Source organism: Pseudomonas idahonensis (assembly GCF_037903935.1).
GTDB classification, from domain to species: domain Bacteria; phylum Pseudomonadota; class Gammaproteobacteria; order Pseudomonadales; family Pseudomonadaceae; genus Aquipseudomonas; species Aquipseudomonas danubii.
In genome coordinates, this window is the sequence record NZ_CP149586.1 from 3,025,520 (window position 1) to 3,041,922 (window position 16,403).

A 16,403-nucleotide genomic window follows, 5' to 3' on the forward strand; every position below is an offset into this window, starting at 1 on the left:
CCGCGATGCAACTCGATATCTTTCAAGTGGATGCCTTTACCTCCCACGTCTTCGGTGGCAACCCGGCGGCGGTGTGCCCCCTGGAGGCCTGGTTGCCGGACGAGCTCCTGCAGCGCATCGCCCTGGAGAACAACCTGTCGGAAACCGCCTATTTCGTGCCCCGGGGCGAAGTCTTCGAGCTGCGCTGGTTCACCCCCACGGTGGAAGTCGACCTGTGCGGGCACGCCACCCTGGCGGCGGCCTGGGTGCTGTTCGAGCAGTTGGGCGAGCGCCGCGACGTGCTGCGTTTTGCCACCCGCAGCGGCGAGTTGCGGGTGAGCCGCGAGGGCGGCCTGCTGTCCATGGATTTTCCCGCCAAGCAGCCCGAGGCCGTGGCGATTGCTCCGGCCCTGTTGCAAGCCCTGGGCTTGCCAGCGGCCGAGGCCCTGTATCGCACCGACGATTACCTGCTGGTGGTGGACGACGAACGCCTGGTGGAATCGCTCAAGCCGGATTTCGCAGCACTGGCGGCCTTTGATGTGCGCGGCATTGCCGTGACGGCGCCGTCCCGGGAATTCGATTTCGTCTCGCGCTGGTTCGGCCCGCGGGTCGGAGTCAATGAAGACCCGGTCACCGGTTCCGCCCATACCTCCCTGGCGCCTTACTGGGCCGCGCGCCTGGGCAAGCGTCAGTTGCGGGCGCAACAGGGCGGGGCGCGCAAGGGCCAGCTGGAGTGTCAGGTGCTGGATAACGGGCGGGTGATCATCAGCGGCCACGGCGCCTTGTACCTGAAGGGCAGCCTCTTCCTCTGAAGCAGCGGTGGCTTTAACGAGCCGGCCTGATACCCGCCGGCGGATTTGTCCGGGCACCGCCTGTGGGAGTAGAGTCGCGCCCTTCAGCCCGGCCAGGCCATGATCAGCTCGGCTTCTCCGGTATTGGGGTCAATGCCGTTGCCGATCACCTGGAATCCCTGCTGGCGGTAGAAGCCGATGCTTGGCAGGTTGGCGGCATACACCGCCAGTTCCAGGCGTGAGCGCCGCTCGCGGGCATCGGCCAGCAGCTGTTTGCCTACGCCCTGGCCCTGGTGCTGCACACTGACGAAAATCGCTGCCAGCTGATCCTCATGCAGGCAGTAGAAACCCAGGAGTTGGCCGTCGCGTTCGGCCACTCGGGTCTGGGCATGGGGAATGTAGAGGTTGCGCATGTCCTCGACTTTGGCGCGCCAGAAATCGGGGTCGACAAAGTGGTGGGCCTGGATCGAGGCGTCCAGCCAGAGCGCCAGCAACGCTTGCAGGTCGCTGCTTTGAAAGTCCCTGATCAGCATGTTTGGGGCCTGCCTGTTTGAAATGTGCGCCGCACGCTACCCAGGTGGCGGCGGTCTGTCCAATGGTTGAGAGTCAAGGAAGTATTCGATGCTGGAAAGCAACCGCACCATCACCCTCTCGGGGGAGCAGGCCCTGCAAGCCCTGGCGGAACTGGAGTTCGTGTTGATCTCGCTGCACAAGATGGGCGCCTACTACAGGGATAAACCCGTGGCCGACTACCAGCGCGCCACCACCGATTTCATCGATAACCAGCAGGTCACCCAGCGCCTGGCGCAGGTGCGCAGGATTCTCAGCGAGCCCTTCGACCGCACCCTGGGGGAGGACGACATGGACGACATCGAGCGTCATGTGCAAGGGCTCGAACTGTGGCGCCCCGAGTAACCGCGCTGTCATTACCTGTCGTTTTTCAAGGAACCTGCCATGTCCCGCATCAGCCTCGCCACGGCGACCCCCACCAGCAGCCTGGCGCTGGTGAAGTTTCTCCATCAACGCCTGGGCCTGTCCCTGAGCGTTGCCCAGGGCTATCTGCGCCGTGGCGCCGAGGGTTTTTTCTACAGCGCCAAGCTGTTTCACAACGACCATGTGGAACGCGAGCAGGAACTGCGCGACATCCTCGCCTTCTTCAACAACGCCCAGGTGCCGCTGCTGATTGTCGAAAGCGACCCCGATGAGGAGTGGAACGGGGTTGCGCCCGAACCGTTGCAGGACTGCGCGATGCCCCAGGAGCACTTGTTCAATCTGCTCCAGGCCTGTGAAGAGGATTATCAATAAGGCCCGGGAGCGGGCCTGTAGCACCCAACTGAATGCGAGGTTTTCCTAAAGTTCTGGGCCCTGGGGTCGAGACGTTGGTGCTGTCCGTTGATCAATAAGGATATTTCGTGTTCAAAACCCTCCTCAGGGCCGCCGCCCTTATCGCCACCCTGGCGCTGACCGGCTGTGTCTCCTATAGCGTCACCGGCCCGCTGGGCGCGCCGCTGCATCCCGCGCCCATCAGCAGCCCGCGCACTGCGCAAATTGCCGATGTGCAAGTCACCGCTCCCGGTATCGACGAAGCCACACGCACCGCCATCAGCCGTTCCCTCACAGCCCAGCTGACCCCCTACGTCAAGAGCGCCGGCTACTTCCGCCAGCTCAGCGAGTTCCCCACCCGCCTGGGCGAGGAGGACGTAGTGCTGAAATTCAACATGACCTCCCTCAAGGGCCACCGCGCGCCCCACCCGGGCTACCTGCCCGGAGCCTTGCTGACCCTGACCGTATGGATCTGGGTCAACGGGCCGATCTACGTCGACAGCTTCGACCTGGCCGGCGAGCTGTCGATCGTCGACCGCAACGGCCAGGAACTGGCCAGTGCCAAGGAGCAGCTCAAGTTCGAGCGCAACGTCGGCCTGTACGGCCGTGAGTACTGGGCCCCGACCCAGGGCGCCAAGCAACTGAATGAACTGGTTGCCAAATTGCTCGACAACGCCAGCGCCCGCTTGGCACAACGCTAAGATCAAGGAGAGACACATGTTGGTTTCCATCAAGCACGTCCTGGTGCTCGGCGCAGTGCTGCTGAGCGGCTGCGTGTCCTACTCGCAACACGAACTGACAGCCGTCGGCACCTGGCCTCCGGCGGCACAGACCACCGAGCAAAAGCCCAGCGCCTTTGTCCGCACCACCGCCATGTACCAGGTCAACGGCGGCCCGGCCAATGCCGCCGCCGGCGCTCCGGCGGCCGCCTGGGAAACCGTGGTGGCCGACGCCTACCGCCAGTCCGGGCGCTTTGCCCGGGTCAGCACCGACAAGGTCGAATCGGACCTGTATGCCGAAGCCACCCTGTACAACAACGAACAGTTCAGCATGGCCTCGGCCATCATCACCGGCGCCACCTTCTTCGTGATTCCGTCCACGGCCAAGAACACCTTTACTCTGGAGACGGTGTTCAAGGACAAGGACGGCAAGGAACTGGGGCGGATTCGCAAGAGCGAGTCGGTGCGCACCTGGATGCAGTTGCTGCTGATCGTCGCCATTCCTTTCCAGGCGGATACCCGCGACGTGGTCCAGCAACTGGCCCGCAGCACCCTGGATGAAGCGGTGCAGCGCAGATTGCTGTAACTCGCGCCGCTGGCCGGGCGCCAATAGAAACGCCGCTTGCCTGTTCAGGGCATGCGGCGTTTTTTATTGAACGAACCTGCTGCGGGGCCAATATTCTTGTGTAACTGCACTGGCCTGAGCCCGCTGTAGTTGATCTTCTATCCACTGGCTGCTCTTGATTTTCATAAGTAAAATTTGATTGCTGGCTAACTATAAGTTGGCTATTGAGTAGGATTTTTCAAGTAAGATCTGAGTTTAAGTTTGGGTTCTATTGGCAAGAAGAAGCTCGATTGAAGCGCGGGTTTAGAGTGGCTTCTATGTGAGAATTGCTTTAGGGGTAAGTCTTAATTTTTATATGTTGAGATGCTGGCTCATGGGAGTTTGCCGACTATAGTGGTGTTGTAACTAGGCGACGCACTCAGTTTGTCTCTAGTTGTGGTGTCTATAGCGTGCTTGTCGGCATAAGGGTCAAGAATGATCCAAGGAGTTGGTTATGATGCGTCTTAAATGGTTAAGCCTGATTGCCTTGGGATTAGGAGTCGCTGGTTGTTCCGGACCTGGGTCGGTCATGGAGCCTTACGAGTCGGCATTGCAACTGGAAAGCACCAATGCAAAGAATTTCCATTCCAGCCTGTATTTTCCATCTGGAACAGCGTTGCATTATCCGGGGTATATCGTTGCCATTGAAAAAAGCCCGCAGTCGATTGTCGGTGGCCCCAAGCCCTATCCTCAGGTCAGCTTCGTCCGGAGCGGTCAATATATTAATGCAGAAAAGCCAAGCACTTGGGGAACACCAAGTCAGATAAGAAGATTTCAGGAAAGTGACTCAAAGGCGATGTTTATTTCGCACATCATAAAAAACTCGATCGCCAAGGACGATGCAGGAACGAGTGATCCTTATCTTTCAAAAGACCATTGCTTTGTATATAACGCTTACGCGGCCAAGCAATTATCACTAATCCAAAAGAACTATGATCTGGCGAAAATAAGTGATTGGCATGCTTGTTCCATATCCACTAACCTGGACAAGGTAGATGCCCGTGCCTATCAATTCTACGATTATGGAAAGTATGCGTTGCGGTCACTGGAAGATAATCTGACCCAGGATCTTCGGCGAGGTCGTTATACCCATGTCCTGGTGATTGTCATGGGGTGGAACACTGCCCAGCAAGAGGCGATTCGGAACTTCAATGACCTGGCCGGTAATTTGATGGCTGCTTCCTTGGAAGCAGCGAAGGGACTGCAGGAAAGTCCGATCGACAGGACGATGGCAATTAAACCACTGGTCAATGATCAGGTGGTTGGCAACTTCCGCCCCTTGGTCATTGGTGTGACCTGGCCGTCTTATTGGTCCAACTCTTTTGGCAACGTATTCAGCTATTCCAATAAGGCCAATGATGCGGACGAAATAGGCTTGTCCTGGCTGAACAAGATTCTCAACGAAACCATCCCGCGCAGCCTGGCGGCCTCTGGCAGCAAGGCCAGAGTCGTTGCGCTGGGCCACAGCTTCGGTGCGCGTGCCATGACTCGCGCGGTGTTCAGTTCGCCGGTCCTGGTCCCGCTGGACAGTCAGTTCCCCGATCAGCCTATGGTCACCAGCCCGGTTGATCTAGCAGTCGGCCTGCAGGGGGCGATGAGCATCAACCGTTTTGCCCCGGATCTCGGACGTGAAGGCGCTCCCTATCGGGACTACGGGCATCTTCAAAAGACCAAGGTCGTGCTGACGGCAGCTACCAACGATTCGGCGACTGGTGCTCCCTTTATCGTCTGGACCGATCCTTCCGGGTCGATAGGCTCTTACCACAAGGCCTGTGATACGGCCGACTCCCAGTACCAGCGCATATTCGAGTGCATGACGGCTTCTGACACATCCGCAGTTCCTGGGGGGCGCTTCGAAGTCTGTAAGTACGGTCAACAAGGCTGCGCCGAGCCGTTCAAAAGCAACGGCCCGGACAGGAAAGTGGCTTACATCGATGCATCGAACGGCATTACCCAATTCAACTCGCCGGGGTCTGGAGGAGGCGCTCACAGCGATATCTACCGTCTGCCGATGGGCCGTCTGCTGTGGAAGCTGATTGAGGAATATGCGCCTACTCAATGACTTGAGGGCCTTACTGTTGCAGCCCTGATGACCTACACCTAGGCAAGCTCCAGTTTGATCAGACCTTCAAGGCCTGGAGTAAGGAAGAGGCGCGCGATTCGCGGGACAAGGCATCATCGCGCCAAGTCACCAGGAGGTTTCTCAGGGTTGCATCGCTGATATCTGGAAGTGGATACCAGTGACCATTCAAGTGAAGTTGGATGTCCTGCCGTGGAATGGTCAGGCCGTCAGTGCCGCAAATGATGTATCGGCACCCTTTATTGTTCTGGGTCCCATCGACATGGCTTGTTCGCCCAGCCAAGGCCTCGGTGTTTTTTTTATAACGGGCCAGAAAGCAAAGAGTCATCCAATGCATATCAGTCGAGATCAGATGCGACCTGATGCACTGCTCATGGTGCGAGGCAATTCTCTCTTTTGCATAGGTGAAGGGGGCGTAGTAGTAGAAAGCATGTACCAGGCCCTGGTCGCAGGCGTCTCGCATAGCAGCGTTCATGGCGAGATCCTGAGAGTGGCCTCCTGCTGAATTGCGACAGGTCACTCTGAACTCGCTTGAGAAGTACTGTTGCCATTTTTCAGCGGCCTCTGTCCTGTAATAGAAGTCCTCGCTGGGCTCATGATCGCAAGTCGGCAAGCCTGCTAAATATTCCTTGAATGTGGCTGGCGCGGTGGCTTGTACGGGAATGTCGTGTGCTTGTTCCGTTACCGGGGCAGGCGCGGTGAAAAGTCTTTTGATGCATTTGAGCATGGGGAAGTATCCGTACTTGGCAGGCCGGTATCCCTGAACGGGAAACCTGCCTTTTTTCAATCCTAGGGGAGAGGGGCGTTGCTGTTGGCGTCGCTAGATTCAGCGCTGCGCCAACCAGTAGGCATGCAACTGCCGCGCGGCAGGTTCGATGGCCGCGATCTGCTGGCGATGCTGCTCCAGGTTCAGGTCGGCGGGCAGTTCGAAGTTGTCCTGTTCGGCGCAGTCGATGATCAACTGCAGCGCCTGGACCTGCGGCGCCGGCATCTCCGGCCAGTTGCCCACGGCCACCCCGCGCAGGTAGCCGAAGCACCATTCTTCGGCCAGCAGCAGGTTCTGGCCCTGGTGCTCGGTCTGTTCGAAGCGCGCCTTGAACGCTTGCGGGGCCTGGGCCAATTGCGCGGCCAGGGTGTTGATGTGGCGCACGCACAGGTCGATGAACTGCCGGCATTGCTCCGGGGTTTCCCAGGCCGGGTTTTCGCCGCCCCAGATGCCCGGGAACCATTCGGCGATATCGACTTGAGCCGGGCCCGATACCAGCGCAGTGAAGTAACCGTCCAGCTCGCAGGGGTTGAGCACCGAGTGGTCGTCGCCGTACTGGAGCAGGGTGTCTTCGATCAGCTCGAAGTCGGCGGCGTTCAGTGGGGTGTTTTGCATGAGGGGAGTCCTGGAAAAAGCAGCGGCAAGTTTCCGGGTTCACGCGCCCGGCTGCAAGCCTCAAGCGGCCAGCGCGGGGCCTGAGCGGGCGGGGCTCAGGTGCCGCGCAACAGATCCTGGGCGTCCAGCAGGCGGTAGGCGATTTCCGGGCGGTTCTCCATGGCCCGGCGAATGGCGGCCGGAATCGATTGCCGGGTCTTGCGGCACAGCCCGGGCAGCTCGCCCAGGGAAATGGCGATGCCGCGCATGCTGCGCACTTCGTTGTCACTGGGAGTGATTTGCACCCGGATGCCGAGTTTCTCCTGCATCTGGCGCTGCATGTGTTCCAGGTCGGCCAGGTCCTTGAGGTTTTCCAGGCGTTCGAGCAGGCGCTTTTCCTCCTGGCGCGTGAGCAAGAGGATGCGCAGGTCGGCTCCGGGGGTGTCCAGCAACTGCTCGCGCTCGCAAATGCAGGCGCCGGGCGGACAGGGTTGGCGGATGGGCGTGCTAGGTGTCATGGGGAACCATCATAGCGACCCTGCAGAAGCTGTCAGAGAAAAATATGCGGTCGCCGCATCCGTTTCCATGCCTGCTCCGTATGGTCCTTACCCTTCCTGTGAAGGGGCGAACTTTGCCATTCGGGAGTGCCAGGGACATGGAATTACAGCAGCCGGTCACGCCGCTATCGAACCACGACGATCCGCAGTTGTTGCCGCGCTTGCTGGCCGGCGAGCAGCAGGCCTATCGCGAGCTGGTGCAGCGCTATTCGGTGGCCATGCGTGCGGTGGCCTTTGCCATCGTCGGCCAGCGCCATGTCGATGACGTGGTACAGGAAGCCTGGCTGGCCATCGTGCGCAGCCTTGGCGGTTTCCAGTGCCGCTCCAGCCTCAAGACCTGGATGCTCACCATCACCGCCAACGCGGCCAAGAGCCGCTACCTGCAGACCCGGCGGGAGCAGAATGGCGGCGCCGGGCCGGTATTGCCCGGCAACCTGGGCCCACAGCGCTCTGCGCCGAGCAACGGCGGCTGGTCGCCAGGCCCGCTGGAATGGCATGAAGACACCCCCGAAGCGCTGCTGGATGAAGAACATCTGCGTTGCTGCATGGAGCAGACCCTGGGCGCCATGCCCGGGTTGCAGCGTCAGGTGCTGTTGCTGCGCGAACGCCAGGGCCTGGAACTGGAGGTGATCGCCGAGCAGTTGGCGATCTCCCTGACCAATGCGCGAGTGCTGCTGCACCGTGGACGCCTGAAGCTGTTCGCCGCCATCGAGCGCTATCAGGCGGCCTGATCGCGGCCCGCCCTGGTCAGCGCAACGAACCGCCAGCCTGCCCCGGCATCATCAGGATTGGGCAAAGTTCTTTAGAGTGTCGCCGTCCATGCGATAGCGCACCCATTCGGCCTGTGGGCGCGCGCCCATGGACTGGTAGAACTCGATGGCCGGCTCGTTCCAGTCCAGCACGCTCCATTCGAAACGCCCGCAACCCTTGGCGCAGGCTTCCCGGGCCAGGTGCTTGAGCATGAGCTTGCCGGCGCCGCAGCCGCGAATCCAGGGGGCGCCTGATCTTGCGGGCTACCTGGCGGAACGGCATGCGGTCATCACGCCCTGGGGCGAGGCACGGAGCTGATCATGACCATTCCGCGCCAGGCGGCCCAGGCCCTGCAATCCGCGGCGGGCATTGCGCTGTATCCGGCGCCGTTCACGATCCCGCCTTACACCCTGAAGCTCTACAGCCATGCCAAGTACGCCCGCAGCGATGCCCATGCCTGGATGCGTCGACAACTGCGGGAGTTGTTTATCGATGCTCATCGTCCTTGAGCCGCTTTACGCCGGAGTGCGTCAGCGGATTGCCGGGGTCGCCTTCGGCGAGCATCTGGCTCAGTAACTGCCGTTCCTGTTCGCCGGGAAGCACGCCGCGGGTTTCGCCGTCGAGCACGATCACGCCATCTTCGTTGCTCAGGGTGATGACCGCCGTGGCCCGACCCCGGGCATCCACCTCGGTGATCAGCCAGCGGCAGGTCACGGTATCCCCGGCATAGACCGGGCGGCGGAACTGGAAGCTCATCGCCGAGGCCAGCCAGCCGATCTGCCCGCCGATCTCGGTCACCAGGCTGGCGCTCAGCAGGCCGTGGGCCACCGGTTCGCGAAAGCCCCGGGCCTCGGCGAAGGGGGGGTGGTAGTGCACCGGGTTGTAATCCCGGGAAATTTCGGCGAAGCGCTGGATGTCCTGGAGGGTGAAGCATCGCGACAGGCTGAAGCTGTCACCGCTTTGCAGCCCGCGAGCCGCCCGTTGTCTGAAACTGTGCATGGGTATTCCTCAAGCCAGGAGTTGTTCCGCCAGCAACACTAGCGCAATCAGGACCATCAACCCGCCCGACAGGCGACTGACCCACAGCGCCGCCACCGGCCGCGCCTGCAGAACAGTGCGCGAGCCGAAGCCCACCAGCAGGTAGATCACCGCGCAACTGAAGGCATGCAGCAGCCCCAGGGCGAGGATCTGCAACGACACCGGCCAGGCGGCCGCGGGGCTGGTGAACTGTGGCAGCAGGGCCAGGAACAGCAGGAAGACCTTGGGATTGAGGCCGCTGACACACAGGCCCTTGAATGACCAGCGCGCCCAGGAAGCATCTGCCTGTCCTGCGCCGGCCTGGGGCGTGGACGGGTGGCGCAGCAGGCCGACGCCCAGCCACAGCAGGTAGCCGGCACCGGCCACGGTCAGGCCCGCAAGGGCCAGGGGGTAACGCGCCACCAGCCCGCCGACCCCGGCGGCCACCACCAGGGTCGCCAGCAGGTGCCCGCTCAGCAGCCCGGAGACCGCGGGAATCACCACCCGGCCGTTGAGCCCGGCGGAAATGGCATAGGCCCAGTCGGCGCCGGGGGTGATCACGAACAGCAGCGACACTGCCCAGAACGCGGCCAACATGCTCGGTTCCATGCTGGCTTACCTCGGCTGGCTGCAGGCAGCGTGGGTGGGGCAGGCGGTCGCGGTGGGCAGCGCAGGGCGCGGCTTGGCAAGGGGGTAGGGCATGGGGCTTTCTCACGGGCATCAGGGGCTCGACCGCCGGACAGCTGCGGTGAACAGGGGCTTTAAGGTGTGAAGAAAGAATAGTGAAGATCGAGGGGGATTTTTTCTCTAATATTCCAAGCGAAAACCTTTGTTTGGGGAGAATTATTCAAATGGACCGGATTGATCAGAAGATTCTTGCCGAGCTGCAAGCCGACGGCCGCCTTTCGGTCACCGACCTGGCCGAGCGGGTCGGTCTCAGCCTGTCGCCTTGCCATCGCCGGGTACGGGCGCTGGAGCAGTCCGGGGTGATTCTCGGCTATCGCGCGCAACTGGCGCCCAGCGCCCTGGGGCTGAATTTCTCGGCCATGGTGTTCGTCACCCTGCGCGAGGGCGATCATCAGGCCGTGACAGCCTTCGAAACTGCCTTGCAGGGCATTGTCCAGATCGTCGAGGCGCAGCGGCTGTTCGGCGAGCCCGATTACCTGCTGCAGGTGATCACCCGCGACCTGCCGGCGTTCCAGCGGTTGTATGACGAACGCCTGTCGACCTTGCCCAACGTCCAGCGCCTGACCTCGACCCTGGTGATGAAGCAGGTAATCCAGGACCGCACCCTGCCATTGTGATCGGGATCAAGCCTCGAAGGCGCCGCAGGTTCTAAGGTGCAGGCTCCTTCCTCCAGGTTCCGGGAGCCGCCATGGCCAAGCCCTTTCCCCTGCGCCCCAAGCATCCCGAGCGGATCTGCTGGGGCTGCGACCGCTACTGCGCGGCCAATGCCCTGGCCTGCGGTAATGGTTCTGATCGCACCATGCACCCGGCGGAAATGCTCGGGGAGGACTGGTACCTGGACGGCGACTGGGGCATCGAGATCTCCGCCGACACTGAGGCGGCCCCACAGCCGCAGCAGTCGCGAGTGCGGTCCGCAGTGTAAATATTACCCGGGTGTTATTGCTTGCCTGATTAATACCCGGGTAATATGCAGCCTCGTTTCCTTGAGGCCATAGCCATGTCCGACTCACTTGCCCAACCCGTCACTGCGTTTCAGGCCCAGCAGGTGCTGGCGGCTGGCCCGTTGCTGGAGGTAGCGCTGCTGGTCAAGCGCGCCAGTGAAGGTGCGGAGCCGCAGCCGTTGCTGGTGTTTGACGATGCCAGCGGCCGGGTCATCGACCTCGACCTGCGGGGCACCGCGGACGAAGTGCGCCAGCGTCTGGCCGCCACGCTGCCGCCGGGCAACGGGCGCTATCGCCCGCGTCAGCCTGCCGCCGCACCAGTCGAAGGCGAAGAAGCCGCGCCTCGGGGGCGGGGGCGACCCAAGCTGGGGGTCATCGCCCGCGAGGTGACCCTGTTGCCGCGCCAGTGGGAATGGCTGGCCGAGCAGCCGGGCGGTGCCTCGGCGGTGCTGCGCCGGCTGGTGGACGAAGCCCGGCGCAATGGCGCCGAACCGCAGCGCCAGCGGGCCGCGCAAGAGGCGGCCTACCAGTTCATGCTGGCCATGGGCGGCGACCTTCCCGGTTATGAGGAAGCCACCCGGGCGCTGTTCGCCGCGGACCTTGCGCGCCTGCAACAGTGCATCGAGCACTGGCCCGGGGATATCCGCGTCTACGCGTTGCGCCTTGCCGGCGCGCTTTGACCGGCGAGCGATACATCGCCAACCCAAGGCTCTGCCTGAGCGGCCAGCCAGGCTGTGCAGTTCAGGCCGCTGGGGGAGAGTGGCCAGGCATTGGCGGTTCCTGGCCTGGCCAGACTAGCCCCGCCGCGCCATCAGCAGCACCGACGCCGCCCCCGACAACAGCACTGCGCAGGCGCGATTGAACAGGCGCTTGCCCCGGGGTTCGGCGAACCAGCGGCGCAGGTGCAGGCCCATGTAGGCGTAGGCGCAGATGGCGATCCACTCCAGCCCCAGGAACAGTGCGCCCAGGGTCAGGAACTGCGGGCCCATCGGCTGCGCCGGATCGACGAATTGCGGCAGGAAGGCGGTGAAGATCAGGATCGCCTTGGGGTTGCCCGCCGCCACCAGGAACTCCTGGCGGGCCAGGGCCCACAGGCCGACGCGGGCCGGGTCATCGGCCACTTCATTGCCGGGATTGGCACGCCACAGTTGCCAGGCCAGGTACAGCAGATACCCCGCGCCGAGGATCTTGATGGCATGGAACAACAGTTCCGACGTCTGCAGGACCACCACCAGGCCGGCGGCGGCCAGGGCGATCATGGCGGCGAAGGCCAGCAACCGGCCGCTGCCCGCCAGGCAGGATTGCCGATAGCCATAACGGGTGGCGTTGCTCACGGACAACAGGTTGTTCGGGCCGGGGGCCATGTTCAGGGCGAAACAGGCGGGGATGAACAGGCTCAGGGTGGCGAGATCCATACAGTCTCCGGGACAAGGCAAGGGGAACGGGCCCACGCCATCGGCGACCTCGGGGCTGGCCGGGAGGTTGTTGCGGCGGGGGGCGATAAAATACGGGCCGCGTCGGGCGGGAGGCAAGTGCCTGGTTCGCGGTGCATCAAGGCTTGGCCAAGGTTGAGCGGGGAGGAGAGGCAGTGACAGTGATCGGGCAGGGCGACGGCAAGCCCCTCTCCCGGTGCCGACAGGGAGAGGGGCAAGGCACTCAGTTGATATTGATGTAGGGGTCCCAGTCGCAGTAACCCACCACCTGGTTGTCACTGTCGACAATCATGAAGGCCCAGGTATAGGTGATGCTGCCTTGGCGCACGGCGCGGCCTTCCCAATAGAAATTCTTGACGCTCTGGGCGATGGGCTGCGCGGATGGATTGCTTTGATTGATGATCGGCATGGGCGTGTGGTTCAAGACCACCGGCGTGATGTCTTGCACGTAATTGGGGTTCTGTTGCGTCACTACCGGCGACGTCTGGGTGTACTGATACAGCAGCACCGTGTGGTACAGCCCCTCGGACAGGCTGGTGCTGCGCCAGTGGATCAGGTCGCCCTCCTTGAGGTTGACCGACAGTTCATCCGTACCTTCGCCGACTGGGGCGTTGTTGCGTCTGGCAACCATGTAGATCGCCTGACTGGAGAGCCTTACCCCGCCGGTGGTGAAGTTGTAGAGGTGGCTGGGCTGCGTCGGGTCGCTTTTTTGCAGGTTGAATGTTTGGCCGCTGTCGAATTGTTTGCCCTGGCTATTGAGAATGGTGTCCACATCAATGGTGACCATGATGTCGATGATGTTGTCGTTCATGTCCAGCTCCCTGCTGTCGCGTTAGATGCCTGGAGTGCCCAGGCAAACAGGCAATCGAGTTTCCGGGCGCGGCCACTGAGCATCGGTACCCGGGCCCCGGTTTGCCGGGCTTCGAGCTTGATGCACTTCCGTGAAGTCGCGAGTGGAATCTAGATCCTCAAGACGCTTAGTCAAATGGCCCGCTGTAAAAAGAGCGAGCACAAGACGAGCGGTGCAAGGCCAGGGGCAGGCGTCCGCTTGGGCGCCTTCGATCAGGCTGCGCCCAGGTGCTGGTCGAGCCATTGCGCCGCCTGAGTGGCATGGCTCAGGCCCAGGTCGTGGTCGGCCCCGGGCACGATACGCAAGAGGGCCTGTGGCAACAGTCGGGCCAGACGCTGACCCACCGCCACCGGGCTGATGGGATCGCAGTCGCCCCACAGCAGCAGTACCGGCATGGGCAATTCCCCCAGGCGCGGGCCGAGGTCGCTGTGGTCATCGACAAACCAGCGGGGCAGTTGCGGATAGGCCGCGGTGTAATCCTTGCGCCAGTTACTGGCGCCCAGGTCGGACATGTCGACGCCGCCGGAGGTGACGCTCAACACCAGATGGGTGATCAGCTGCGGTCGCGCCAGGGCCGCACGCACCGCAATGATGCCGCCCATGGACTGGGCCACCAGCGCGGTGGGCTGGTAGATGTGTTGCAGCACCAGGTCCACCAGATCGTCCATGCCCTGCACGTCCGCCCGGGCCGGGGTGTCGCCAAAACCCGGCCAGCCCAGGTGCACCTGGCGCGCCGGATGGCGCAGCTGCGCGGCCAGCGGTTGCCAGAATTGACGGTTGCCCGAGGCGCCGGGCAGGAACAACAGTTGTTGGGGGGCTTGGGGCATGGCATCGCTCCGGGTCCATGGGCGGTGGATTGAACCCTCGCGCTGACGGCAGGGTCGCGCGCGGCGCTAGAAAGTACGGTGCTCGGGCTGCGCGAGCAAGGGCTGTATCAGGCGACCGCGGCTCGCCATGCCGCCGCCCCGGGATCGGCCGCGACGGTTTATCATGCTGCGCTGCCGCCCGTTGCCCGCGCGACAAGGGGCTGCTCTTTTCGCCCACCGTGGAGGCGCCCGCCATGCCCGATCTGCAAAAGCCTGCTGCTATCCCTGAGTTCCCCGTGTGCCACGCCCGTGGCGGCACCTCCACCGGGCTGATCCTGGCCCGCGAAGCGCTGCCCCGGGACGAAGCCCTGGTGGAAGAACTGCTGCGCCACCTGATGGGCGTGCCGCTGCAGGGCGAGTGGCCGGGCAACACCCAGATCACCGGCCTGGGGCGCGGCGGGCCCACCAGCAACAAGGTGTTCATCGTCGAGCGCCGCCCCGGCGAGACACGGATGATCAGCACCCTGGCGCAACTGGCGGCGGGCAAGAGCGCCATCGACTGGAGCGTCAACTGCGGCAACATGTCCGCGGCGCTGCCGCTGTACGCCCTGCAACGCGGCTGGCTGGAGCCCGGGGAGGGCGGTGGACAGATCGAGATCTACAACAGCAACACCCAGACCACGATGTATGCACGCCTGAGCCTGCGCGACGGTCGGCTGCTGAGCGACACGCGCATTCCCGGGGTCAACGGCGTGTTTCCCGGGGTCGACCTGTTTCTCGACAAGCCGGTGGGGGCCAAGACCGGCGCGCTGTTTCCCACCGGGCAACGGGTCGACCTGCTGGACGGCATTGCCGCCACCTGCATCGATGTGGCGGTGCCCATGGTCATCCTGCGCGCAGCGGACCTGGGCCAGACCGGCGAGGAAACTCCGGCCGAACTCGACGCCGACCCGCAGTTCAAGGCGCGTCTGCTGGACCTGATGGTGCAAGGCGGCCTGCGCATGGGCCTGCGCCAGCGCGACGGCCGCCTGATGAGCGCCGACGACCTGCGGCGCAGCGAAACCATCCCGAAGATCTGCATCGTCAGCCCGGCGCGAGAAGGCGGGGATATCGCCACCCGCTACTTCACCCCGCAGAACGCCCACCCGTCCCTGGCGGTGTCCGGTGGCTGCTGCCTGGCGGCGGCCTGCCTGGCCGAGGGCACCGTGGCCCACGCCCTGTTGGCGCGGGCGCCGGTGCTAGGCGAGGAGCCGGGCGAGTACCAACTGGCGATTGAAAATCCCGCCGGCGTGCTGGAGACCCTGATCAATGCCCGGCAAGTGGCCGGGGAGCTGCTGATCGACGGCGCCGCCTACCGGCGCAGCGCACAGATCCTGTTGCAGGGCAGCACACCGCTGTACAACGCCTCGCCCGAACTGACCGCCGCCCTTGGCGCCGCACACCGCGCATGACCCCACCCCGCATCCGCCTCGTGTAGCCGCTGCCGAAGGCTGCGAACGAGCCACAGGCTCGCGGCGATCCCCCAACCGCCGAGGCCCCTGCGGTGCCTTGCGCAGCCTGCGGCAGCGGCTACAGAGGTGCCCGTGACGCCAGCGCTAGCATCCGCTTCATGTAGCCGCTGCCGAAGGCTGCGAACGAGCCACAGGCTCGCGGCGATCCCCCAACCGCCGAGGCCCCTGCGGTGCCTTGCGCAGCCTGCGGCAGCGGCTACAGAGGTGTCCGTGACGCCAGCGCTAGCATCCGCTTCATGTAGCCGCTGCCGAAGGCTGCGAACGAGCCACAGGCTCGCGGCGATCCCCCAACCGCCGAGGCCCCTGCGGTGCCTTGCGCAGCCTGCGGCAGCGGCTACAGAGGTGCCCATGACGCCAGCGCCAGCATCCGCTTCATGTAGCCGCTGCCGAAGGCTGCGAACGAGCCGCAGGCTCGTGGCGATCCCCCAACCGCCGAGGCACCGCAGGCTCGCCAGCGATCTCGCAAACCCATGGGGGCTTGCGCAGCTCCACCCGCAGCTCAGGCGGGGCCCTGAAGATCAGGGGCATATCAGCGACCCTCGCCGCCATCGGGAAGAAACGGCGGGACCTTCTGCCGCAACAACTGGATCAACTCCGGGTCCATGAACTCGTAATCATCGGGAATGTTCAGGCACACAATCTGCTGCTCGCGCAGCTGCGCCTTGAAGCGCTTGCGCAGTTTTTCCCGGTGCCGGGTTTCCATCACCACAATCAGCCCGGCCCATTGCACCAGTTCCGGACCCAGGGGCACTTCGGCATCGTGATTGAGCCCCGCCGAAGCGGTTTCGATCCCCGGCCAATCGGCGAACAGCTGCTCGGCGGTGGGGCTGCGCAGCTTGTTCTGGCTGCAGACAAACAAGACATTGAGCATTGGGCCGAACTCCTTGGCACAGGCGCCCGGCCCGTGGAGGGCAGGGCAAAGGCGCTGATTTTTCGGGGCTTTTACTGCACTGTCCAGCAACTTGTGGCGGGCCGGACCAATTGCATTGGTCGGC

The 16,403-nt window shown here is 63.3% G+C and carries 21 protein-coding genes and 2 pseudogenes; 12 read left to right on the forward strand and 11 right to left on the reverse strand.

Annotated features, from left to right (window positions below; genetic code table 11):
* Positions 1 to 5 precede the first annotated feature (5 nt).
* Positions 6 to 791, forward strand: a complete 786-nt coding sequence (locus WIN67_RS13830) for a PhzF family phenazine biosynthesis protein (protein ID WP_253166715.1) — start codon at positions 6 to 8, stop codon at positions 789 to 791.
* 83 nt (positions 792 to 874) lie between these two features.
* Here the strand turns inward: WIN67_RS13830 and WIN67_RS13835 are convergent, their stop codons facing one another.
* Positions 875 to 1,303, reverse strand: coding sequence for an N-acetyltransferase (locus WIN67_RS13835; RefSeq protein WP_181430935.1), 429 nt, complete (start codon positions 1,301 to 1,303; stop codon positions 875 to 877).
* A gap of 88 nt (positions 1,304 to 1,391) precedes the next feature.
* On the opposite strand from WIN67_RS13835, the gene WIN67_RS13840 reads away from it, so the two are divergent.
* The 5 genes from WIN67_RS13840 (at position 1,392) to WIN67_RS13860 (ending at position 5,478) form a co-directional block, all read left to right on the forward strand.
* Entirely contained in the window at positions 1,392 to 1,685 is a 294-nt protein-coding gene (locus WIN67_RS13840) for a hypothetical protein (RefSeq protein ID WP_110653538.1), read from the forward strand.
* A gap of 39 nt (positions 1,686 to 1,724) precedes the next feature.
* Positions 1,725 to 2,075: a hypothetical protein gene (locus WIN67_RS13845; protein ID WP_268562789.1), complete on the forward strand. Its 351-nt coding sequence runs from the start codon at positions 1,725 to 1,727 to the stop codon at positions 2,073 to 2,075.
* 107 nt (positions 2,076 to 2,182) lie between these two features.
* Positions 2,183 to 2,794 (forward strand): hypothetical protein, encoded by a 612-nt coding sequence (locus WIN67_RS13850; protein WP_110597001.1) that lies wholly within the window; start codon positions 2,183 to 2,185, stop codon positions 2,792 to 2,794.
* Between the two features lie 16 nt (positions 2,795 to 2,810).
* Positions 2,811 to 3,398, forward strand: coding sequence for a hypothetical protein (locus WIN67_RS13855; RefSeq protein WP_339071482.1), 588 nt, complete (start codon positions 2,811 to 2,813; stop codon positions 3,396 to 3,398).
* Positions 3,399 to 3,870: 472 nt separating this feature from the next.
* Positions 3,871 to 5,478 (forward strand): alpha/beta hydrolase, encoded by a 1,608-nt coding sequence (locus WIN67_RS13860; RefSeq protein ID WP_268562790.1) that lies wholly within the window; start codon positions 3,871 to 3,873, stop codon positions 5,476 to 5,478.
* A 58-nt stretch (positions 5,479 to 5,536) separates the two neighbouring features.
* On the opposite strand, the gene WIN67_RS13865 is transcribed toward WIN67_RS13860, so the two are convergent.
* From WIN67_RS13865 to WIN67_RS13875, 3 genes are all read right to left on the reverse strand, one after another.
* Positions 5,537 to 6,223: a hypothetical protein gene (locus tag WIN67_RS13865; protein ID WP_339071484.1), complete on the reverse strand. Its 687-nt coding sequence runs from the start codon at positions 6,221 to 6,223 to the stop codon at positions 5,537 to 5,539.
* A 99-nt stretch (positions 6,224 to 6,322) separates the two neighbouring features.
* Positions 6,323 to 6,877 (reverse strand): UPF0149 family protein, encoded by a 555-nt coding sequence (locus WIN67_RS13870; RefSeq protein ID WP_268562792.1) that lies wholly within the window; start codon positions 6,875 to 6,877, stop codon positions 6,323 to 6,325.
* Between the two features lie 95 nt (positions 6,878 to 6,972).
* Positions 6,973 to 7,374 (reverse strand): hypothetical protein, encoded by a 402-nt coding sequence (locus tag WIN67_RS13875; RefSeq protein WP_306400195.1) that lies wholly within the window; start codon positions 7,372 to 7,374, stop codon positions 6,973 to 6,975.
* 137 nt (positions 7,375 to 7,511) lie between these two features.
* On the opposite strand from WIN67_RS13875, the gene WIN67_RS13880 reads away from it, so the two are divergent.
* Positions 7,512 to 8,144, forward strand: a complete 633-nt coding sequence (locus tag WIN67_RS13880; RefSeq protein WP_339071485.1) for an RNA polymerase sigma factor — start codon at positions 7,512 to 7,514, stop codon at positions 8,142 to 8,144.
* A gap of 51 nt (positions 8,145 to 8,195) precedes the next feature.
* Here the strand turns inward: WIN67_RS13880 and WIN67_RS13885 are convergent.
* Positions 8,196 to 8,408: pseudogene (locus tag WIN67_RS13885) on the reverse strand (GNAT family N-acetyltransferase); the annotation flags it as partial.
* A 78-nt stretch (positions 8,409 to 8,486) separates the two neighbouring features.
* On the opposite strand from WIN67_RS13885, the pseudogene WIN67_RS13890 reads away from it, so the two are divergent.
* Positions 8,487 to 8,672: pseudogene (locus tag WIN67_RS13890) on the forward strand (LysR family transcriptional regulator); the annotation flags it as partial.
* Here WIN67_RS13890 and WIN67_RS13895 read toward each other — a convergent pair.
* Entirely contained in the window at positions 8,650 to 9,162 is a 513-nt protein-coding gene (locus tag WIN67_RS13895) for a MaoC family dehydratase (RefSeq protein ID WP_339071486.1), read from the reverse strand. The pseudogene WIN67_RS13890 and the gene WIN67_RS13895 overlap by 23 nt on opposite strands.
* 9 nt (positions 9,163 to 9,171) lie before the next feature.
* Complete coding sequence (locus WIN67_RS13900) at positions 9,172 to 9,789, reverse strand: LysE family translocator (protein WP_011060975.1); 618 nt, start codon at positions 9,787 to 9,789, stop codon at positions 9,172 to 9,174.
* Between the two features lie 242 nt (positions 9,790 to 10,031).
* Between WIN67_RS13900 and WIN67_RS13905 the strand changes: the two genes are divergently transcribed.
* From WIN67_RS13905 to WIN67_RS13915, 3 genes are all read left to right on the forward strand, one after another.
* The gene (locus WIN67_RS13905) at positions 10,032 to 10,484 is read left to right on the forward strand and encodes an Lrp/AsnC family transcriptional regulator (RefSeq protein WP_306400191.1); all 453 of its coding nucleotides are present in this window, start codon (positions 10,032 to 10,034) and stop codon (positions 10,482 to 10,484) included.
* Positions 10,485 to 10,555: 71 nt separating this feature from the next.
* Positions 10,556 to 10,789 carry a DUF3079 domain-containing protein gene (locus WIN67_RS13910; RefSeq protein WP_339071487.1) on the forward strand — a complete coding sequence of 78 codons (234 nt, stop codon included), beginning with the start codon at positions 10,556 to 10,558 and terminating at the stop codon, positions 10,787 to 10,789.
* A 75-nt stretch (positions 10,790 to 10,864) separates the two neighbouring features.
* Positions 10,865 to 11,488: a DUF2239 family protein gene (locus WIN67_RS13915; protein ID WP_422394687.1), complete on the forward strand. Its 624-nt coding sequence runs from the start codon at positions 10,865 to 10,867 to the stop codon at positions 11,486 to 11,488.
* A 114-nt stretch (positions 11,489 to 11,602) separates the two neighbouring features.
* On the opposite strand, the gene WIN67_RS13920 is transcribed toward WIN67_RS13915, so the two are convergent.
* The 3 genes from WIN67_RS13920 to WIN67_RS13930 form a co-directional block, all read right to left on the reverse strand.
* On the reverse strand, positions 11,603 to 12,223 hold the full coding sequence (locus tag WIN67_RS13920) for a LysE family translocator (RefSeq protein ID WP_339071489.1): 621 nt from the start codon (positions 12,221 to 12,223) through the stop codon (positions 11,603 to 11,605).
* Between the two features lie 241 nt (positions 12,224 to 12,464).
* The gene (locus WIN67_RS13925; RefSeq protein ID WP_102879701.1) at positions 12,465 to 13,052 is read right to left on the reverse strand and encodes an AidA/PixA family protein; all 588 of its coding nucleotides are present in this window, start codon (positions 13,050 to 13,052) and stop codon (positions 12,465 to 12,467) included.
* Positions 13,053 to 13,303: 251 nt separating this feature from the next.
* Positions 13,304 to 13,918 carry an alpha/beta fold hydrolase gene (locus WIN67_RS13930; protein WP_339071491.1) on the reverse strand — a complete coding sequence of 205 codons (615 nt, stop codon included), beginning with the start codon at positions 13,916 to 13,918 and terminating at the stop codon, positions 13,304 to 13,306.
* A 233-nt stretch (positions 13,919 to 14,151) separates the two neighbouring features.
* On the opposite strand from WIN67_RS13930, the gene WIN67_RS13935 reads away from it, so the two are divergent.
* A complete protein-coding gene (locus WIN67_RS13935; RefSeq protein WP_339071493.1) occupies positions 14,152 to 15,348 on the forward strand; it encodes a PrpF domain-containing protein in 1,197 nt (398 codons plus the stop codon).
* 589 nt (positions 15,349 to 15,937) lie between these two features.
* Here the strand turns inward: WIN67_RS13935 and WIN67_RS13940 are convergent.
* Entirely contained in the window at positions 15,938 to 16,279 is a 342-nt protein-coding gene (locus tag WIN67_RS13940) for a low molecular weight protein tyrosine phosphatase family protein (RefSeq protein ID WP_102879698.1), read from the reverse strand.
* Positions 16,280 to 16,403 lie beyond the last annotated feature (124 nt).